The following is a 19,509-nucleotide window of genomic DNA, read 5'->3' on the forward strand; positions in this document are numbered from 1 at the left end:
GTTAGTGTTTGGTGTCGTCGGCAGGCGGCTCGGCCGCCTTCGGCGCACCGGCCGAGACGCCGACCAGTGCCGGGCGCAGGACGCGCTCGCCGATCTTGTAGCCGACCTGCACGACCTTGGAGACCAGCCCCTTGGCGATCTCGGCGTCGGGCGCCTCGAACATCGCCTGATGCAGGTTCGGGTCGAACTTCTCGCCCTGCGGGTCGATCCGGCGTACGCCGTGGCGCTCCAGCGTCTTCAGGAGCTCGCGCTCCGTCAGCTCGACGCCTTCGTAGAGGGTCTTCACGGGGCCCTCGGCGCTGCTGCGGGCCGCCTCGGGCAGGCTTTCCAGCGCCCGGCGCAGATTGTCGGAGGAGCCGAGCATATCGCGCGCGAAGCTCGTCACCGCATAGGCCTTGGCATCGGCGATCTCGCGCTCGGTACGCCGGCGCAGGTTCTCCATCTCGGCTAGCGTGCGCAGGACCTTGTCCTTGAACTCGTCGCGCTCGGCCTGGAGCTTGGCGATCAGGGCCTCGGGGCCTGCCTCGGTGGCCGCTGCCTGCTCGGGCGCATCGGCCGCCGCATCGAGATTGGGGTCTTCCGTCGCAGGTTTCTGCGTCATCGTCTCTTCCAGTTCCTCATCGTCTGGCTGGCTGGGGCCGCCCTTTTGGCCGGGCCTAAAGGCCGATCATGTCGGGGCACAGCCGCGTTCGTGCCGGATATCGGGCTTATGGCGTCTTAAATCAAGCGCGGGCTGGCACCTTGGGCTTTGCCGGGGCGGCCTTCTCGGCCTCCAGCTTGAACACTTCGAGCAGCGCCTTGCGGATCGTGAGCTGCCGCCCGGTCGAGACGATCTTCGCATGGGTCAGGTCGGTGACATAGAATACGTCGACGGCCTTTTCGCCGAAGGTCGCGATATGGGCCGAGGCGATGTTGAGGTTGAGCTTTCCGATCGCGGTGGTGAGGTCGTAGAGCAGGCCCGGCCGGTCGAGGCCCGAAACCTCCAGCACCGTGTGGCGCGCCGAAAGCACGTTGTCGATGATGACCTCGGGCTCGACCTGGAAGGTCTGGCCGCGCGGCGGCGGCGCGCGCCGCTGCGCCACAAGGTCGGCGATCTTGATCTCGCCCTTCAGCGCCCGCTCGATCGCGGCCGCGATCCGCTCGGCCCGGCGCAACTCGTCGTCGTCGCGGTCGAAGGCGCGCGAGACCGAGATCGTGTCGAGCACGAGCCCGTCGCTCGTCGTGAAGATCTGGGCATCGACGATGTTGCCGCCGGCCGCCGCGCAGGCGCCGGTGACGATGGCGAGCAGGCGTGGATGGTCGGGCGCCAGCACGGTGAGTTCGGTCACGCCGCGGAACTGGTCGGTCTCGACGATGGTCGCGGTGGTGCGCCCGGCGAGCTCGGCCTTGCGCAGGAAACGGGCATGCTTCTCCTGCTGCTCGGGATCGACCTTGATCCAGTAGGCCGGGTAGTGGCGAGCCAGATAGGCCTCGCGCTCCTCCGCGCTCCAGTCGGCGAGGCGCTGGCGCAGCCCGTCCTGTTTCATGCTGACGCGCGCCTTGCGCTCGACGACGGAGTGGCCGCCGGCGAGCACGAGTTCGGTCTCGTAGTAGAGCGTGCGCAGCAGCTGGCCCTTCCAGCCGTTCCAGACGCCGGGCCCGACCGCCTTGATGTCGGCTACGGTCAGGATCAGCAGCAGCTTCAGCCGCTCCAGGGTCTGCACGGTCGCGGCGAAGCTCTCGATCGTCTTGGGGTCGCCGAGGTCGCGGCTCTGCGCCACCGTCGACATGTCGAGATGGTGCTCGACCAGCCAGGCCACGGTCTCGGTCTGTGCACTGGTCAAGCCGAAGCGCGGGCCGAGCTTGCGCGCGATGCGCGCGCCCGCCATCGAGTGGTCGTCCGGCCGCCCCTTGGCGATGTCGTGCAGGAACAGGGCGACATAGAGCGCGCGCCGGTTGGCGATGCTCGGCATGATCTCGTTGGCGAGGGGATGTTCCGCCTCGAGCACGCCGGCATCGATCTCGGCCAGCACGCCGATCGCCCGGATCAGATGCTCGTCCACCGTATAGTGGTGGTACATGTTGAACTGCATCATCGCCACGACCCGGCCGAAATCCGGGATGAAGCGGCCGAGCAGTCCCGACTCGTTCATGCGCCGGAGCACGACTTCCGGCGAGCGCCGGGCGGTGAGGATCTCGATGAAGATCCGGTTGGCCTCCGGCTCGTTGCGCAGGCCCGGCGTCACCAGCCTGAGCGACTGGGTCACGAGGCGGCTCGCATCCGGATGAATGGCGAGATCCTCGCGGCTGGCGATCTCGTAGAGGCGCAGCAGGTTGACCGGATCGCGCTCGAAGGCGCTGTCGTCCACGACGTTGAGGCGCTGGCTCGTCAGCTTGAAATCGCGATGGCCGAGCGAGCGCTCGCGCTTGCGCTTGGTGAAGCTGCCCAGCAGGCGCGAAAGCGTCGCGCGCGGCTTCTGCTGGCGGGCCTCCAGCGCGGCACAGACGATGGCGGTGAGGTCGCCGACATCCTTGGCGATCAGGAAGTAGGACTTCATGAAGCGCTCGACCGGCGCTTGCCCGCTGCGGCCGGCATAGCCGATAGCCGCGGCGACCTGCCTCTGCAGGTCGAAGGAGAGCCGCTCCTCGGCCCGGCCGGTGATGAAATGCATCCAGCAGCGCACGCGCCAGAGGAACTCCTCCGAGCGCTGGAACATCTGCAGCTCTTCCTTGTCGAAAAGCCCGGCCGCGACCAGCTCGCGCACGTCATGGACGCGATAGGCATACTTTGCGATCCAGAACAGTGTGTTGAGGTCGCGCAGGCCGCCCTTGCCGTCCTTGACGTTGGGCTCGACCAGATAGCGCGAGGTGCCGGCCCGCTGCACCCGCGTCTCGCGCTCGGCCAGCTTCGCCTCGGTGAAGGCCGCGGCGGTGCCCTCCACAACCTCGGCATCGAAGCGGCGCGTCATCTCATCGAACAAGGCCCGGTCGCCGACCAGGAAGCGCGCTTCCAGCAGGGCGGTGCGGATCGTCATGTCGGCGCGGGCCTCGCGCACGCAATCGTCGATCGAGCGCACGGAATGGCCGGTCTTCAGCTTCAGGTCCCAGAGCGGGTAGAGCATGGACTCGACCACGCTCTCGCCCCAGGCCGTCTGCTTGTGCGGGAACAGGAAGAGCAGGTCGACATCGGAGCCCGGCGCCAACGTGCCGCGGCCATAGCCGCCGACCGCGACGACCGCGATCCGCTCCGATTGCGAGGGATTGTCGGCAGGGTAGAAATAGGAGGTCGCGGCCTTGTGCAGCCCGATGACGACGGCATCCATCACCGCCGACAGCCGGTGCGCGCAGGCAAGCCCGCTGCGCGGACCAGCAAGGATCGCCTTCGCCGAAGCGGAGCCCTCGTCGAGCAGCTGTCGCAGAGCGCTGACCAGCATCTGGCGCTTCTCCGCCTTGTCCAGTCGTCGTGCGGCCTCGAACAGTCCCGCGACACCCGCCTCCGGATTATGCAGCATGTCGGCGAGGGGAAGCGCAGGGGAGATGGTGGAGGCTGTCACTTGGGCATTGTTCCGTCGGCTGCCGCCATTCTTAACATGCTGTGGGTGAAGGCCAGAGAGAGAAATTACACATAAAAATAATGGGAATTAATGGAACAACGGCGCGTAATGTGTTGTTTGACAAACAGAACGATCGGACCTAAAAGGCGGATACGCGCCGATTTGAGCCACCAGCTTGCGGGCGCGAAACAAGTGCAGCTAAAGCGTGGGGCGAAGGGTGCTTAGCGCCCCGATCCCTCGCATCATCGCCAGAGGGACCGCCAGATGACCCATATCACCCGCCGTATCGCCATAGCCGCTTTCGCCGCCGCCGCAGCATTCGCCGCGCCGGCCTTCGCGCAGGCGCCGAAGGAAATCCGCATCGACTACGCCACCTACAATCCTGTCAGCCTCGTGCTGAAGGAGCGGGGCATCCTCGAGAAGGCGCTCGAGGCCGAAGGCATCAAGGTCCGCTGGGTTCTCTCCGCCGGCTCGAACAAGGCGCTCGAATTCCTCAACGCCGGCTCGATCGATTTCGGCTCGACCGCCGGCGCCGCCGCGTTGATCGGCAAGATCAACGGCAATCCGATCAAGTCGATCTATGTCTATTCTCGGCCGGAGTGGACGGCGCTCGTCACCGGCGCCAAGAGCGAGATCACCAAGGTCTCGGATCTCAAGGGCAAGCGAGTCGCCGTGACGCGCGGCACCGATCCGCACATCTTCCTCGTCCGCGCGCTGGCCGACGCCAAGCTGACCGAGAAGGACGTCAAGCTCGTCCTGCTCCAGCATGCCGATGGCCGGCTCGCCCTGGAGCGCGGCGACGTCGACGCCTGGGCCGGGCTCGACCCGCTGATGGCGGCCGCCGAGGTCGAGAGCGGCGCGAAGCTGTTCTACCGCAAGGCGGAGGACAACACCTGGGGCATCCTCAATGTCCGCGAGGCCTTCGCCAAGGAGAACCCGGCGCTGGTGCGCAAGGTGATCGCAGCCTACGAGGAAGCGCGCGCCTATGCCCGCGCCAACCCGGCCGAGCTGAAGAAGGTCCTGGTTGAGTACACCAAGCTCTCCGAGCCGGTGATCGAGCGCCAGCTGACCCGTACCGAGCTCACCCATTCCGCCATCGGCAAGGCGCAGATCGACAGCATTACCGCTGCCGGCATCGCGCTCACCGAGGCGGGCGTGCTGCCGGCCTCGACCGATGTGAAGGCGGCCGTGGATTCGCTGATTGACCGCAGCTTCGTCGCGACCAACTGAGGGTTGTTGCGCGGCGATGAGCGTTCTGGAGGTCGAAGCCGCGACGGATGAGGCGGAACGGCGGTCTGCCGCGCCCCGCCGCGCCTACGGCCTCGCCATCGCAGGCTTCGGGCTGCCGGTCGTGCTCGCCATCCTGTGGGAATGGCTGGTTGCGGCGGGCATCGCGAACGGCCGGCTGATGCCGCCTCCCAGCGTCGTCGGCCGCACGCTCTGGAACCTCGCTGCATCGGGCGAGCTCCTGACCCATGCCGGCGCGACGCTCTGGCGGGTCGGGGCCGGCTTCGGCCTGGGGGCTCTCGCCGGGACGGTTCTCGGCGCGGTCACCGGCGCCCTGCCTGTCGCCCGCAGCCTGCTCGATCCGACCTTGCAGGCGCTGCGGGCGATCCCCTCGATCGCCTGGGTGCCGCTCTTCATCCTCTGGCTCGGCATCTTCGAGGCCTCCAAGGTCGCGCTGATCGCAGTCGGCGTCTTCTTCCCGGTCTATCTCGGCGTCGCCGGCGCGATCCAGGGCATCGATCGCAAGATCGTCGAGGTCGGCCGGGTCTTCCGGCTCTCGCGCCTTGCCATGGTCAGGCGCGTGCTGCTGCCGGCGATCCTTCCGAGCTGGATCACGGCGCTGCGCTCCGGGCTCGGCCTCGGCTTCATGTTCGTCGTCGCGGCCGAGATCATGGGGGCGAGCGAGGGGCTGGGCTATCTGCTCGTGGACGGCCAGCAGCTCGGCCGCCCCGACACCATCATCGCAGCCATCATCAGTTTCGCCGTGCTCGGCAAGCTGGCGGACGGGCTGCTCGTCGCCATCACGCGGCCCTTCCTCGTTTGGCAGGATACGGCGCGCGACAAGCTCTGAAGGCTTTCACCCGTGCTGAGCTTCGACCAGCTTTCGAAAACCTATGCCGACGGCACCCGTGCCTTGTCGGCGATCACGCTCGATGTCGGGCGCGGCGAGATTCTCGCTTTGCTCGGCGGCTCCGGCTGCGGCAAGACGACCCTGCTCCGGCTCGTCGCCGGGCTAGACCGCCCCAGCGCCGGCGAAATCCGGCTCGACGGCGAGGTCATCGCCGAGCCGCGCGCCGATGTCGGCGTCATCTTCCAGGAGCCGCGGCTCTTCCCCTGGCTCAGCGTCTCCGAGAATGTCGGCTTCGGCCTGTCGCATCTTTCCGCCTTCGAGCGGGAGGGGCTGGTGACCAATGCGCTGGTCCGCGTCGGCCTCGCCGGCTACGAGAAGCGCTGGCCGCGCGAACTCTCCGGCGGCCAGCAGCAGCGCGTCGCCATCGCGCGCGCCCTCGTCACCCGGCCGAAGCTCCTGCTGATGGACGAGCCCTTCTCGGCGCTCGACGCCACGACGCGGGCGAGCCTGCACGGCCATCTGCTGGCGCTCTGGCAGGAAAGCCGGCCGACCGTCGTCATGGTCACCCATGATGTCGAGGAAGCTGTGACGCTCGCCGACCGCATCGTGGTCATGCAGCCCAAGCCCGGCCGCATCTTCGACGAACTCGACAACCCGCTCGCCCGCCCGCGCGACCGGCTCTCGCCAGCGTTCGAGGCGGCTAAGCGCGAGGCGCTGCGCACGCTCGACCGCTCGCTGCGTAACGAGGTCCCGCATCAGGAAAGGACGGCGGAGACGGCCGGCATGTGGTGGTAGCCTGTCCGGATCGCATCAGCCGGACTGGCACCCAGGTCGTCTTGAGCCTATCAGCGCCTTAACGCGATCTTCCGCTCGAACAAGAGGTTCAGCCCCATGGACGTCACCGCACTGCGTGCCCTGCAGGCTCCGCTCAAGGACGAGTACCGGACCAATCCCGAGGCCGCCATCATCACGCTGAAGGCGCATGGCGAGCTCGACGACCAGCACATCGCCTGCAAGGTCGAAACCGGCCGTGCCATCGCGCTCGCCGGCCTTCATCCTGCGACGGGCGGCTCGGGCGCCGAGCTCTGCTCCGGCGACATGCTGCTGGAGGCGCTGGTCGCCTGCGCCGGCGTGACGCTGAAGGCGGTCGCGACCGCCCTCGAGATCGAGCTGAAGAAGGGCGTCGTCCACGCCGAGGGCGATCTCGACTTCCGCGGCACGCTCGGCGTCGCCAAGGATGCGGCTGTCGGCTTCAAGGCGATCCGGCTCTCCTTCGATGTCGAGACCGATGCGCCGCAGGAGAAGCTCGACACGCTGCTGAAGCTCACCGAGCGCTATTGCGTCGTCTTCCAGACCCTGAACGTGAAGCCGGAGCTTTCCGCAGTGCTCAGCCGCGGGTGATCACTCCGCCGCGGCCTTCAGCTCCAGCCCCTTGGCGAAGGGCAGCTTCGGTTCGCTCTTCTCGTCGTCGAAGTCGAGCGCGCCGATCCTCTCGGCGCGGGTCGTGACCTTGCCGGCCGAGGTCTTGATCTGGCCGACATCCTCCTGCGCCTGGCGGAAATGCGTGTCGAGCTTGTCGACGCGCTCGCCCAGCCGTCGCACATCGTCGAGCAGCTTGCCGACCTCGGTCTGGATGACCTGCGCCTCCTCGCGCATGCGCGCATCGCGCACCAGCGACTGCATGAGCTGGATCGCCAGCGCCAGCAGCGAGGGCGAGACGATCATGATCCGCGCCCGGTGCGCCCGCTGCACGACATCGTCGAAATACTCGTGCAGATCGGCATAGATCGACTCGGACGGCACGAAGAGCAGCGCGACATCCTGCGTCTCGCCGGGCAGGAAATAGCGTTCGGCGATGTCCTTCACATGCACGCCGACATCGCTTCGCACGCGCTGGCCGGCGGCCTTCTTCGCATCCTCGCCGCGCGCCTCGCGCAATTGCGTGAAGCTCTCCAGCGGGAATTTCGCGTCAATGACCAGCCCACGCCCGTCTCCGGGCAACGTCACCAAGCAGTCCGGCCGCTTGCCGTTCGAGAGCTGCGGCTGGAAGGCGAAGAAGGCGGCGGGCAGTCCGTCGCGGATGATCGCCTCCATCCGCCCCTGGCCATAAGCGCCGCGCGCCTGCTTGTTGGAGAGTACGTCCTTCAGCGTCACGACCTCGGAGGTGAGGTCGGTCAGGTTCTTCTGGGCGCTGTCGATCACCGCCAGCCGTTCCTGCAGCTTGCCGAGGCTCTCGGTGGTCTGTCGGACATTCTGCTCGAGGCCCTGGCCGACCTTGTGGCTCAGCCCGTCCATACGATCGGCGACGAGCCGCGCGAGATCGCCCTGCCGGGTCGAGAGGATCTCGGCCATGGACTGCATGCGGCCGGCGAGCTCGGCCTGCTGGCGGTTCATCTCGGCGACCTTGTCGTCCATCTCGCGGGCGCGCTCCGCCGCCATGGCCGCTTCGATGGCGCGGCTTTGGCCGCCACGCCAGGCGGACAGCACCACCATCAGCAGAAGCAGGAGGCTCAGGCCGGCGAAGCCGAGCGCCGCTTCGGCCCAGGTCACCGGGCGCTCGAGCAGGGTGAAGGCGATCTCGTTCATGACGCGAGCCTAGCCGATTCGAGGCGGTATTGCGAACGAAAGCGGAACAGTTTGACCGCTTGCCCACAAATGCTTATGTCCCGCCTTGTTCAGCCTTTTTCCTGCGGAATCCCATGGCCATTCGCCCGCTCGTCATCCTGCCCGACGCCCAGCTCCGTCTCGTCTCGAAGCCGGTCGCAGCCGTCACGCCCGATATCCGGGCGCTGGTCGAGGATATGTTCGAGACCATGTATGACGCGCCCGGCATCGGGCTTGCCGCGATCCAGATCGGCGAACCGCTGCGCATCGTGACGATCGACCTGGCGAAGCGCGAGCCGAAGGAAGGCGAGGAGCCGGAGCCGAAGAAGCCACAGGTCTTCATCAATCCGGAGGTCACCTGGTCCTCGGACGAGTTCAATGCCTATGAGGAAGGGTGCCTCTCGATCCCCGAATATTACGAGGAGGTCGAGCGCCCGGCGCAGGTGAAGGTCCGCTTCATGGATCTCGACGGCAAGGTGCAGGAGATCAAGGCCGACGGGCTGCTCGCCACCTGCCTGCAGCACGAGATCGACCATCTCAACGGCGTGCTCTTCATTGACTATCTCTCGCGGCTGAAGCGCGAGCGCGTAACCAAGAAATTCGCCAAGGCCGCCAAGCGCGAGCGGGCGGCGTAACGAGCAGTCGTCACCCGAGCCCTCATCCTGAGGAGCCGCGGCACGCGGCGTCTCGAAGGATGCTTCGGGAGGCGGCTGGATCATCCTTCGAGACGCGCCTTGCGGCGCTCCTCAGGATGAGGGCTGTTCTATTCTTTCCGGCGCTGCGCCGGGGCTGAGGTAAATCGAGCGTATGAGTTTGCGCGTCATTTTCATGGGCACGCCGGATTTCGCCGTGCCGGTCCTGACCGAGATCGTCGGCCAGGGGCACGAGGTCGTCTCCTGCTACACTCGCGCTCCCGCGCAAGCGGGCAGGGGCCTCGAACTCAAGCCTTCCCCGGTTCATAGGGCGGCCGAACGCTTCGGCATCCCGGTCTTCACGCCTGCGACGCTGAAGACGCCGGAACAGGCCGAGATCATCGCCTCGCATCAGGCCGATGTCGCCGTCGTCGTCGCCTACGGCATGATCCTGCCCCAGGCGATCCTGGACCTGCCCGAGCTCGGCTGCCTCAACCTGCATGCATCGCTGCTGCCGCGCTGGCGCGGCGCGGCGCCGCTGCAGCGCGCGATCATGGCCGGCGATGCCGAGACCGGCGTCTGCGTGATGAAGATGGAGGCGGGGCTCGATACCGGCCCGGTCGGCATGGTCGAGACGCTGACGATCGGGCCGGATCTCACCGCCGGTGAATTGCACGACCAGCTCAGCATTCTCGGTGCCGACCTGATGGTGCGGGCGCTCGCCGCGCTCGGGCGCGGCGGCCTGCAGTTCACGCCCCAGCCGGAGGAGGGCGTCACCTACGCCGCCAAGATCACCAATGCAGAGGCCAAGCTGAGCTGGGCGCAGCCGGCGCAGCAGGTGCACGACCGCGTTCGCGGGCTCTCGCCATTCCCCGGCGCTTTCGCCGAGATCGATCTCGGCAAGGGGCCGGAGCGGCTGAGGATCCTGCGGACGGCGCGCGCCGGCGGAGCGGCCGAGCCCGGCACGCTGCTCGACGACGAGGGCACGGTCGCCTGCGCCGTCGGCGCGGTGAAGCTGCTGCAGGTCCAGCGCGCGGGCAAGGCGCCGATGAGCGGGGCCGAGTTCCTGCGCGGCGCCCGGCTCGGAGCTGGCGACAAGCTTTAGCGGAGCAGGCCCTTGTCCGATAATCGCTTCGCATCGTTCGGTGGCCGGCTCTGATGCCGCGCTACAAGCTCGTCATCGAATATGACGGCACGCCGTTCTCGGGCTGGCAGCGCCAGGTGAACGGCCCCTCCGTGCAGCAGAGCGTCGAGGAGGCGGTCGAGGCCTTCTGCGGCCACCCCGTGCGCCTGCATTGCGCTGGCCGCACCGATGCCGGCGTGCACGCCACGCATCAGGTCGCCCATGTCGATCTCGACAGGGAATGGCGCACCGATGTGGTGCGCGACGCCACCAATGCCCGGCTGAAATCCCGCGTCCCGGTCGGCGTGCTCAGCGCCGAGGCGGTGCCCGACGATTTCAACGCCCGGATATCGGCCAGGCGCCGCTATTACATCTACCGCATCCTCGACCGGCGCGCGCCACCGGCGCTCGACCGCGACCGCGTCTGGCATGTGCCGGTCAGGCTCGATCACGAGGCGATGGACCGGGCCGCCAAGGCGCTGCTGGGCCACCACGACTTCACGACATTTCGCGCCGCCGAATGCCAGGCCAACAGCCCGATGCGCACGCTCGACCGGCTCGATGTCCGGCGCGAGGGCTCCGAGATCGTGGTCTACACCGATGCCCGCTCTTACCTGCATCATCAGGTGCGCTCGATCGTCGGCAGCCTGAAGATGGTCGGAGCTGGCCGCTGGCCCGAGGCGAAGATGGGTCAGATCCTCGCTGCACGCGAGCGTGCGCAATGCGCGGCCCTGGCGCCGTCCTGCGGACTTTATCTGGCGGGCGTCGACTACTGAGACGGTCTCAGAACAGGCCGAAAAGCCGGATCACGCCGTAATCCAGGACGACGCTGGCAGCGACCAGCGGCAGCGCGATGGCGCGGCCTTCCGGCGCGAAGGCGGCCCGCGCCACGCAGTAGCGCAACCTCAGCACGATCGCGGCGAAGAAGCCGGATTGCACCAAGGCGAGCTGGGGCGTCGACCAGCCAAGCGCGAGCACGGCGGCCGGAACCGCCATCAGGCTGGCCGAAACGATGCCGGCCCAGTTCCAGGCGATGACGAAGCTGGTGAAGCGCGGAGCCTGCGCGAGTTCCGGGCGCAGCGCTATCAGGAGTGCCGGCACGGCAAGGATGGCAAGGCACAGAGCGGCGATCACCGACAGCACGAGAATGGGGGCGGTGAAAAGCCCGGCGCTGTTAGGCAGCCCGGCCATCAGGCGCGCGGCGGCGAGGATCGCGATCGTCGCGGGCAGCATCAGCGCGAAGGCGAGGAAGGAGCGCCAGAATCCATCCCGGCTGAGATCGAGCTCCGAGAGTGCCTCAGCGCCCCGGGTCATCAGATGCCAGGAACCGCGCAGCGAACGCGCGATGTCGTCGGCGGCCAGCCTCATCACGGCCTCCATCATCTCTCTTAGACTTTCGTCTAACGGAGATAATGGACCTCGGTTCCGAGGCGTCAAGCGTTATGTTGCGCTGCAAAATAGCTGGCGAGTAAACGATGCGTGATCCGCTCGAGCGCGAGGACGTCCGCGACGGCGACGGATTCATCGATCTGGTGCATGGTCTTGCCGACGACACCGTATTCGACCACGGGGCAATAGCTCTTGATGAAGCGGGCATCCGAGGTGCCGCCTGTGGTGGACAGGGCCGGGCGCTTGCCGGTCTCGGCTGCGACCGCATCCGCGACCATCGCGACGAACGGGCCGGGCTCAGTCAGGAAGGCGACGGCATTGGTCGGCTGGAAGCCGATCTCGTAGCGCACCGTGTTGCCGGCGGCCTCGCGCAGCCGCCGCTCGATCTCGGCGGCAAGCGTCTCCGGCGTCCAGACATCGTTGAAGCGGATGTTGAAGACCGCCTTGGCCTGCGCCGGGATGACGTTCGTCGCGGGGTTGCCGACATCGAGCGTCGTTACTTCGAGATTACTCGGGTCGAAATGCGCGGTGCCGGTATCGAGCGGTGTGGCATCGAGCGCCGCCAGCAGGCGCACCATGCCGCGGATCGGGTTGTCGGCGAGATGCGGGTAGCCGACATGGCCCTGAGTGCCCTGGACGGTCAGCCTGCCGGTCAGCGAGCCGCGACGGCCGATCTTGATCATGTCGCTCATGGTCGTCGGATTCGTGGGTTCGCCGAGAATGCAATGGTCGAAACGTTCGACGCGCTTATGTGCCCATTCGAGCAGCTTCACCGTTCCGTTGACGGCCGGCCCCTCTTCGTCCCCGGTGACGAGGAAGGCGATGGAGCCTGGCGCATCCGGGTTCTCGCGGCGATAGCGGATCGCAGCCGCGGCCATTGCGGCGAGCCCGCCCTTCATGTCGCAGGCGCCGCGGCCGTAGAGGATGCCGTTTTCGATCGTTCCAGCGAAAGGCTCGCGCGTCCATGCCGCTGCGTCGCCGACAGGCACCACATCGGTATGGCCGGCGATGACCAGGACAGGGCCTTCGCTGCCGATCCGGGCGTAGAGATTCTCGACGTCGGGCGTGCCGGGCTCGCTGAAGACGGGGCGATGGACCTCGTAGCCTTCCGCCGCCAGCGCGGTGGCGAGCAGGGCAAGCGCTCCGCCTTCCTCGGGCGTTACCGACGGGCAGCGCACCAGCGCCTGCGTCAGTGCCACCGGATCGGCAGGGTCGAAGGAAAGGGCGGAGGTCGAAGCGGCGGGTGCGATCGTCATGCCGCCGCTTTAGCGCGCTTCAGGCTCCGCTGGAACCGGCCTGTGCCGCCGCGGGTGAGCCCGTCGCGATCTCCGGCCCGTCTTTCGCCGCAGGCATCAGGCCCAGATCGATGAAGGCGGCGATCCAGGCGATGGTCGAGATCGCCTCCAGAGACGGCCGCCAGCCGAACGGCAGGTGGGGACGCAACTGCTCCGGCAGCACGATGGCGCAGATCAGCAGGATGCCGAACAGCGGCGTGCTGCCGCGGTCGTTGGCGCGCTTGGCCGCCAGCGCCGCCCAGGGGAACAGCGCGAAGGCGTTGAGGAAAACAAGGATCGTATGGGCGGTCTGACGATCCGCCAGCTGTGGCACGATCTTCTGCAGGGCGAAGAGCGTGAGCGCGACGCCCGCGCTGCCGAGCCAGAAGGCGCGCAGGCCGATGCGTCCATCGAGATCGCTGAACAGACGGATCAGGGACATGCGTCGGGCTCCTCGCTGCCCTTGTCGCATGTCTTAACGCAACGTTGAAGCTTATGGTGAATAAACGGTTAACGGCGCGGCCAACCGGTTGTGCCAACTCAGAAAAGGCTTGAACGGCTCTTGCCGGGCCGCTAGCTGCGGAGAGTGCGCCGTCCCGGCGCGGCCTGCCGCCATCCGAATTCCGTGAGTGCAGTTGAAGGGCGCCCAGCGCGGCCCGAATGAGGTTTCGAGCATGACCATCCGTTTTCATCGCGGCGATCTGCCGGACGGCTACGAGGCCGGATCGAGCGTTGCGATCGATACCGAGACGCTCGGCCTCAATCCGCATCGCGACCGGCTCTGCGTGGTCCAGCTCTCGCGCGGCGACGGCACCGCCGATGTGGTCCAGATCCCGAAGGGCGGCGAGCGGCCGAAGAACCTGATCCGCCTGCTCGAAGACCCGGCCGTGCTGAAGCTCTTCCATTTCGCACGCTTCGACGTCGCGGTTCTCAGGCAGGCCTTCGGCATCGTGACGACGCCGGTCTACTGCACGAAGATCGCCTCGAAGCTGACCCGCACCTATACGGATCGCCACGGGCTCAAGGATCTGGTGCGCGAGCTGCTCGGCGTCGACCTCTCGAAGCAGCAGCAATCCTCGGATTGGGGCGCCGATACGCTGAGCGAGGCCCAGCTCGCCTATGCCGCGTCAGACGTGCTGCATCTTCACGCCCTGCACGAGAAGCTCGAGGCGATGCTGGCGCGCGAGGGCCGCAGCCATCTCGCGCAGGCCTGTTTCCAGTTCCTGCCCTATCGCGCGGAGCTCGATCTCGCCGGCTGGGGCGAGACCGACATCTTCGCCCACACTTGACAATTTCTAAGGCTTCTTGCGTCAGTCTGCCTTGACGACGCGGCGCGGGGGCGGCCCGTCCGATCTGGAGCGAGCGGCGCGTGGGCGCGTTGCGGTTCGCCCGGCGACACGAAAAAGCCGTGAGCGGCTGCCATTGCGCGGGGCATGACTGTGGCAATGACCTTCAACGACCCGGCGGGTCGGGTTTCAGGGCAAGCCTTGCGTCGCCGCGAGGCCTTCAGTGCTGCGCGCCGCCATACCCGGTTCGTCCATGTCCTGCGCCGCGCGATCCCGCTTCTGGTCGTGGGATTGGTCGTTGTGCTGATCGTGATCCCGTTTCTGAGCCCGCTCAGTGGCAAGCTCGCCCATGTCTCGGTCAGCTCGGTCGGCATCACCAACGGCAAGGTCAGGATGGAGACGCCGAAGCTCTCCGGCTACCGCAAGGGTAACCGGCCTTATCAGGTCACCGCCGAGAACGCCTTCCAGGAGATTCGCAACCCGACCCAGGTCGAGCTGGAGACCCTGACCGCCCGCATCCAGATGGAGCGCGAGGGCTGGGTGACGGTCAACTCGAAGACCGGCCTGTTCGACACTCAGAAGGAAAAGCTCAGGCTCGTCGACGACGTGAAGATCCGCACCGAGAGTGGCCACGACATGCAGATGAAGACGGCCGATGTCGACTTCAAATCCGGCACCGTGACGTCGAGGGATCCCGTCAGCGTCCACATGGATCAGACCACTGTGGACGCCGATACGCTTGACGTGAAGAACAATGGCGAGTTGATCGCCTTCGAGGGGCGGGTTCGGGTCTTCATCAAGAACGCGCCAGCAGGTACGATCGCCGGACCCGAACGCGAGGGCAGCACGCCGATGCTGGAACTGCTGAACGCGAATCGGGTTGCCCCGGCGGGGGATGCGCCCGCCAACGACGCTGGCAACGGGAAGAGACAGTGATATGAGCACGGCAAGCCAGACGTTCCGCTTCGCCAGGGGTTTCTGCGGCGCAGGCCTGCTGCTGGCAGCGGGCCTCGTTCTGCTGACTTTGCCGCAGGAGGCTTTCGCGCAGGCTGCGCAGGGCAAGCCACGCGGCGGCAGCGCCTCCTCTCCGCTGGGCGGCCTCGGCGGCGACAGCAAGGAGCCGATCAAGATCGACGCCGACAAGCTCGACGTGCTCGACAAGGAGAACAAGGCCGTCTTCACCGGCAATGTCGTCGCGGTCCAGGGCGAGACCACGGTGCGCTGCACTGTGATGACCGTGCTCTACGAAGGGCGTGCCGGCGGACAGGGCGGTGCCGCCTCAGGCCGGGCGGCGACGCCTGCGCCTGCTGCGCCCGCCGCCAATGGGGGCAACGGCCAGAGCAATGACAGCTCGATCAAGCGCATTCTCTGCAAGGGTCCGGTGACGGTGGTCTCGAAGACCCAGGCCGCGACCTCCGACAACGCCGAGTTCGACCGCGCCAACAACGTGGTGATCATGACCGGCAATGTGGCGCTGAACGACGGCCCGAACATCACCCGCGGGGAGAAGCTGACCTACAACACGGTCACCGGCGTCGCCAATGTCGAGACCAACAAGGGCGGTCGCGTCCAGGGCTTCTTCGTGCCGAACTCCGGCGATGCGAACAAGGCCGACGCGAACAAGCCCGGCGCCAAGCCGGCGCCCAAGCCGACCAACTGATGAAGCTCACCAACTGATCGTGCCGCAGTGACCGTCTCCGAAGCGCCCAGCCCCGCCGCCATGCCCACCCGCACCGAGACTCCGACATCGAACGGCGCGTTCGGGCGCCTGCGCGGGCTCTTCGGCGGGCGAAGCCGCTCGGCGAGTGGAGCCGGATTCGGGGCTTCGGCTGCTGCGATCGGCGGCCCCGGCATCCTCGCCGTCAGCAATCTGCGCAAGAGCTATGGCGGACGAACCGTCGTGTCCGACGCCAGCCTCTATCTGCGCCAGGGCGAGGCTGTCGGCCTGCTCGGCCCCAACGGTGCCGGCAAGACGACGATCTTCTACATGATCACCGGGCTGGTCGCGGCCGATTTCGGGGTGATCTCGCTCGAGGGTGACGACATCACCGCGCTGCCGATGTACCAGCGCGCGCGGCTCGGCATCGGCTACCTGCCGCAGGAGGCCTCGATCTTCCGCGGCCTTTCGGTCGAGGACAATATCCGCTCCGTGCTGGAGGTGGTGGAGCCTGATCGCAAGGCGCGCGAGCGTCAGCTCGATCAGCTGCTCGAGGAATTCACCATCGCCCGCCTGCGCAAGGCGCCCTCGATCGCTCTCTCGGGCGGTGAGCGCCGCCGCTGCGAGATCGCCCGAGCGCTCGCGGGCAAGCCCTCCTTCATCCTGCTCGACGAGCCCTTCGCTGGTATCGATCCGATCGCCGTCGGCGACATCCAGGCGCTGGTGCGCCAGCTGACCGACCGCGGTATCGGCGTGCTCATCACCGACCACAATGTCCGCGAGACGCTCGGCCTCGTCGATCGCGCCTATATCATCCATACCGGCCGGGTGCTGACCGAAGGCTCGCCGGCCGAGATCATCGCCAATCCCGATGTCCGCCGCGTCTATCTAGGCGAGGATTTCCGTCTCTGAGGTCGAGGGCGTCTGCCGGGCTTTGCGCTGTTATGTTGCGGCGCATCAAATTTTCTGCGCACAAACGAGGCAGGGCTTTGACGTGGCGCTAAGCTGGCGCTAGGGTCTTTTCACAAGCAAGAAGCGTGCCGGATGGCGCGCGGCGGGGAAAGGCCTTTGGCGCATGGCGATGATGCCGCGCATGGAGCTACGTCAGGGCCAGTCCCTGGTGATGACGCCGCAGCTGCTGCAGGCGATCAAGCTCCTGCAGCTGTCGCATCTCGAACTCCAGAACTTCGTCGACGGCGAACTCGAGCGGAACCCGCTGCTGGAACGGGACGACGGGGCGGAGCCGCCGTCGCGGGCCGATGGTCCCGACAACCCGCATGCCGCCGACCCTGAGAGCTTCGCTCGTGCCGAGAGCCTGCATACGCAGGAGGGCATGGAAGGCCGGCTCGGCACCGGCCTCGACAATGTTTTCCAGAGTGAGCAGCCGAGCGTTGCCCGCAGCGATTCCGCCGGCGCCGACAGCCTGCCGGTCATCGGCGGCGCCTATGGTTCGCGCAGCGGCTCCTTCGAGGATGGGCCTGAGGGCTTCGAGAGCGGGCTCACGGCGGAAATCTCGCTGCACGACCATCTCAGCGCGCAGCTCGACCTCGCGGTCATCGACCCGGCGCAGCGGATCATCGGCAGCCACCTGATCGACGCGGTCGACGACAGCGGGTATCTCGGCGAGCCCATCGCCGATATCGCAGAGCGCCTCGGTGTCGGGGTCGAGCGGGTGGAAGCCGTGCTGCGCGTGGTCCAGAGCTTCGATCCCTCGGGTATCGCCGCGCGTGACGTCGCCGAGTGCCTCACCATCCAGCTACGGGATCGCAATCGCTTCGATCCGGCGATGCAGGCCCTGATCGCGAATCTTCACCTCGTCGCCAAGCGCGATTTCGCCGCCTTGAAGCGCGTCTGCGGTGTCGATGACGAGGATATCGCCGATATGGTCGGCGAGATCCGCAGGCTGGATCCCAAGCCCGGTCGCGGCTTCGGCGGCTCGGCGGCGGAGACTGTGGTGCCGGATGTCTTCATCCGCTCCGCGCCCGACGGCTCCTGGCTGATCGATCTCAACCCCGACACGCTGCCGCGCCTGCTGGTCAACCAGACCTATCACGCCCGTGTCTCGAAGGCGGTCCGCAACGACGAGGAGAAGGCTTTCATCGCCGAGTGCCTGCAGACGGCGAACTGGCTGACCCGCTCGCTGGAGCAACGCGCCCGCACCATCCTGAAGGTCGCGAGCGAGATCGTGCGCCAGCAGGACGGCTTCTTCGCCCATGGCATCGAGCATCTGCGCCCGCTCAACCTCAAGACCGTCGCCGATGCCATCGGCATGCATGAATCGACGGTCTCGCGCGTCACCTCGAACAAGTACCTGACCTGCTCGCGCGGAGTCTTCGAGATGAAATATTTCTTCTCGGCGGCGATCGCGGCGACGGGCTATGGCGAGGCGCATTCCGCCGAGGCCGTGCGTTTCCGCATCAAGCAGATGATCGACGAGGAGAGCCCGTCCGACGTGCTCTCGGACGACGCCATCGTCACCCGGTTGAAGGCCGGCGGAATCGACATCGCCCGGCGCACTGTGGCGAAATACCGCGAATCCCTGCGCATCCCTTCTTCGATGGAGCGGCGGCGGGAGAAGGTCGCGATGGCGCTCGGTTAGCGTCGAGCGGTTTTGTTCCAAAGCTTTCCCGCATGAGGGCTATGACGGCCCTCTCTCATTGACATCCCCGACTCCCGGTTCTTAGCTCCTAGAGATGGCCGACCACTGGCCATGGCGAACAAGGGGAAGCACTCCATGAGCTTGCGAATCTCCGGCAAGAATCTCGATGTCGGCGAGGCCCTGCGCGGCCAGGCCGAGGAGCGGGTCGCTGCAGCCGTCAGCAAATATTACGAGGGCGGCTATCAGGGCCACGTCACGGTCGACAAGGATGGCTCGGCCTTCCGCACCGACACCGTGATCCATCTCTCCTCCGGGATCACGCTGGAAGCCTCCGCCACCGCGCATGATGCCTATGCCAGCCTCGACAAGATGGCTGAGCGCATCGAGAAGCGGCTGCGACGGTACAAGCGCCGGCTGAAGGACCGCTCGGGTACCAATGGCCGCGATGGCGGGATCGAAATCCCCAGCTATGTGATCGCGGCGCCAGATGACGAAATCGAGGAATTCGATGGGATTTCCGACGGTGACAACCCGGTGATCGTGGCTGAAAGCACCAAATCGCTGCATGTTTTGACGGTCAGCGATGCTGTTGCCGAGCTTGATCTGACCGGTGCGCCCGTCATCATCTTCCGCCACGCTGGCAATGGCCGGATGAACATCGTATACCGCCGCGGCGACGGCAATATCGGTTGGATCGACCCACCGGCATCGTTGTCCTGAGGCCGGCGGGCGACCCGCTCCGGCCGTCGAACCTGACCCGCGCCGACGGCTTTTCGGCCGGCACGGGACATGCATGGACGGGCGAATGACGCTGACCGATCTCCTGAGCCCTGCCGCGGTGATTTCGCCGCTGCGGGCGAACGGCAAGAAGCAGGCTCTCCAGGAGCTTGCCCAGCATGCCGCCACCCTGACGGGCCTTCCCGATCGCGAGATCTTCGAGGCGTTGCTTCAGCGCGAACGCCTCGGCTCGACCGGTATCGGCGAGGGCATCGCCATCCCGCATGGCCGCATGCCGGGCATCGAGCGTCTGGTCGGGCTGTTCGCCCGCACCGAGCGGCCGATCGATTTCGATGCGCTGGACGGCCAGCCCGTCGATATCATCTTCGTGCTGATCGCGCCGGAAGGGGCGGGCGCCGACCATCTCAAGGCGCTGGCCCGCGTCGCTCGGGTGCTGCGCAACCAGGCGGTGCTGGAGCAGGTCCGCAAGATCCGCGATCCCGCCATGATCTACGCGGTTCTGGCGGAATCGGCTGCACAGGCCGCTTAAGCTTAAACGCATTAAAGACTGCTTGGAGGCGACAGGCTGAGCGGCTATGACGCCGGCTGGATTGGCGT

20 protein-coding genes are annotated in these 19,509 nt (G+C 66.9%); 14 read left to right on the plus strand and 6 right to left on the minus strand.

Annotated features, from left to right (window positions below; genetic code table 11):
• Position 1 precedes the first annotated feature (1 nt).
• A complete protein-coding gene (gene grpE, locus AC2FAN_RS10890; RefSeq protein ID WP_476804766.1) occupies positions 2-613 on the minus strand; it encodes a nucleotide exchange factor GrpE in 612 nt (203 codons plus the stop codon).
• 109 nt (positions 614-722) lie between these two features.
• Complete coding sequence (locus tag AC2FAN_RS10895) at positions 723-3,491, minus strand: [protein-PII] uridylyltransferase (RefSeq protein ID WP_485174564.1); 2,769 nt, start codon at positions 3,489-3,491, stop codon at positions 723-725.
• Between the two features lie 306 nt (positions 3,492-3,797).
• Between AC2FAN_RS10895 and AC2FAN_RS10900 the strand changes: the two genes are divergently transcribed.
• The 4 genes from AC2FAN_RS10900 to AC2FAN_RS10915 all read left to right on the plus strand — a co-directional run bounded on the left by AC2FAN_RS10900 (position 3,798) and on the right by AC2FAN_RS10915 (position 7,011).
• Positions 3,798-4,763 carry an aliphatic sulfonate ABC transporter substrate-binding protein gene (locus AC2FAN_RS10900; protein WP_485173899.1) on the plus strand — a complete coding sequence of 322 codons (966 nt, stop codon included), beginning with the start codon at positions 3,798-3,800 and terminating at the stop codon, positions 4,761-4,763.
• Between the two features lie 16 nt (positions 4,764-4,779).
• Complete coding sequence (locus AC2FAN_RS10905; RefSeq protein WP_485173901.1) at positions 4,780-5,610, plus strand: ABC transporter permease; 831 nt, start codon at positions 4,780-4,782, stop codon at positions 5,608-5,610.
• Between the two features lie 12 nt (positions 5,611-5,622).
• The gene (locus AC2FAN_RS10910; protein WP_265051940.1) at positions 5,623-6,405 is read left to right on the plus strand and encodes an ABC transporter ATP-binding protein; all 783 of its coding nucleotides are present in this window, start codon (positions 5,623-5,625) and stop codon (positions 6,403-6,405) included.
• Positions 6,406-6,501: 96 nt separating this feature from the next.
• Positions 6,502-7,011, plus strand: coding sequence for an OsmC family protein (locus AC2FAN_RS10915; protein ID WP_265051941.1), 510 nt, complete (start codon positions 6,502-6,504; stop codon positions 7,009-7,011).
• On the opposite strand, the gene AC2FAN_RS10920 is transcribed toward AC2FAN_RS10915, so the two are convergent.
• A complete protein-coding gene (locus tag AC2FAN_RS10920) occupies positions 7,012-8,196 on the minus strand; it encodes a DNA recombination protein RmuC (RefSeq protein ID WP_485173904.1) in 1,185 nt (394 codons plus the stop codon).
• 113 nt (positions 8,197-8,309) lie between these two features.
• On the opposite strand from AC2FAN_RS10920, the gene def reads away from it, so the two are divergent.
• The 3 genes from def (at position 8,310) to truA (ending at position 10,745) form a co-directional block, all read left to right on the plus strand.
• Entirely contained in the window at positions 8,310-8,849 is a 540-nt protein-coding gene (gene def / locus AC2FAN_RS10925) for a peptide deformylase (RefSeq protein WP_485173906.1), read from the plus strand.
• 172 nt (positions 8,850-9,021) lie between these two features.
• A complete protein-coding gene (fmt, locus tag AC2FAN_RS10930; RefSeq protein ID WP_476804579.1) occupies positions 9,022-9,951 on the plus strand; it encodes a methionyl-tRNA formyltransferase in 930 nt (309 codons plus the stop codon).
• 53 nt (positions 9,952-10,004) lie between these two features.
• Positions 10,005-10,745 carry a tRNA pseudouridine(38-40) synthase TruA gene (gene truA / locus AC2FAN_RS10935; protein ID WP_485173908.1) on the plus strand — a complete coding sequence of 247 codons (741 nt, stop codon included), beginning with the start codon at positions 10,005-10,007 and terminating at the stop codon, positions 10,743-10,745.
• Positions 10,746-10,752: 7 nt separating this feature from the next.
• Here truA and AC2FAN_RS10940 read toward each other — a convergent pair whose 3' ends face one another.
• From AC2FAN_RS10940 to AC2FAN_RS10950, 3 genes are all read right to left on the minus strand, one after another.
• Complete coding sequence (locus tag AC2FAN_RS10940; RefSeq protein WP_265051946.1) at positions 10,753-11,337, minus strand: hypothetical protein; 585 nt, start codon at positions 11,335-11,337, stop codon at positions 10,753-10,755.
• 65 nt (positions 11,338-11,402) lie between these two features.
• A complete protein-coding gene (gene dapE / locus AC2FAN_RS10945; protein ID WP_485173911.1) occupies positions 11,403-12,614 on the minus strand; it encodes a succinyl-diaminopimelate desuccinylase in 1,212 nt (403 codons plus the stop codon).
• A gap of 19 nt (positions 12,615-12,633) precedes the next feature.
• The gene (locus AC2FAN_RS10950) at positions 12,634-13,074 is read right to left on the minus strand and encodes a DUF805 domain-containing protein (protein ID WP_485173913.1); all 441 of its coding nucleotides are present in this window, start codon (positions 13,072-13,074) and stop codon (positions 12,634-12,636) included.
• 232 nt (positions 13,075-13,306) lie between these two features.
• On the opposite strand from AC2FAN_RS10950, the gene AC2FAN_RS10955 reads away from it, so the two are divergent.
• The 7 genes from AC2FAN_RS10955 to ptsN all read left to right on the plus strand — a co-directional run bounded on the left by AC2FAN_RS10955 (position 13,307) and on the right by ptsN (position 19,441).
• Complete coding sequence (locus AC2FAN_RS10955; RefSeq protein ID WP_485173915.1) at positions 13,307-13,921, plus strand: ribonuclease D; 615 nt, start codon at positions 13,307-13,309, stop codon at positions 13,919-13,921.
• Between the two features lie 156 nt (positions 13,922-14,077).
• Complete coding sequence (gene lptC / locus AC2FAN_RS10960; RefSeq protein WP_485173917.1) at positions 14,078-14,854, plus strand: LPS export ABC transporter periplasmic protein LptC; 777 nt, start codon at positions 14,078-14,080, stop codon at positions 14,852-14,854.
• 1 nt (position 14,855) lies between these two features.
• Entirely contained in the window at positions 14,856-15,578 is a 723-nt protein-coding gene (locus tag AC2FAN_RS10965) for an LptA/OstA family protein (RefSeq protein WP_265051951.1), read from the plus strand.
• Between the two features lie 60 nt (positions 15,579-15,638).
• A complete protein-coding gene (lptB, locus tag AC2FAN_RS10970) occupies positions 15,639-16,487 on the plus strand; it encodes an LPS export ABC transporter ATP-binding protein (protein WP_476804768.1) in 849 nt (282 codons plus the stop codon).
• A gap of 163 nt (positions 16,488-16,650) precedes the next feature.
• Positions 16,651-18,174 carry an RNA polymerase factor sigma-54 gene (rpoN, locus tag AC2FAN_RS10975; RefSeq protein WP_485173919.1) on the plus strand — a complete coding sequence of 508 codons (1,524 nt, stop codon included), beginning with the start codon at positions 16,651-16,653 and terminating at the stop codon, positions 18,172-18,174.
• Positions 18,175-18,309: 135 nt separating this feature from the next.
• A complete protein-coding gene (gene hpf / locus AC2FAN_RS10980; RefSeq protein ID WP_265051954.1) occupies positions 18,310-18,894 on the plus strand; it encodes a ribosome hibernation-promoting factor, HPF/YfiA family in 585 nt (194 codons plus the stop codon).
• 85 nt (positions 18,895-18,979) lie between these two features.
• Positions 18,980-19,441 carry a PTS IIA-like nitrogen regulatory protein PtsN gene (ptsN, locus tag AC2FAN_RS10985; protein ID WP_265051955.1) on the plus strand — a complete coding sequence of 154 codons (462 nt, stop codon included), beginning with the start codon at positions 18,980-18,982 and terminating at the stop codon, positions 19,439-19,441.
• Positions 19,442-19,509: the final 68 nt, after the last annotated feature.

The organism is Allobosea sp. RIT-PG3_2 (assembly GCF_057321085.1).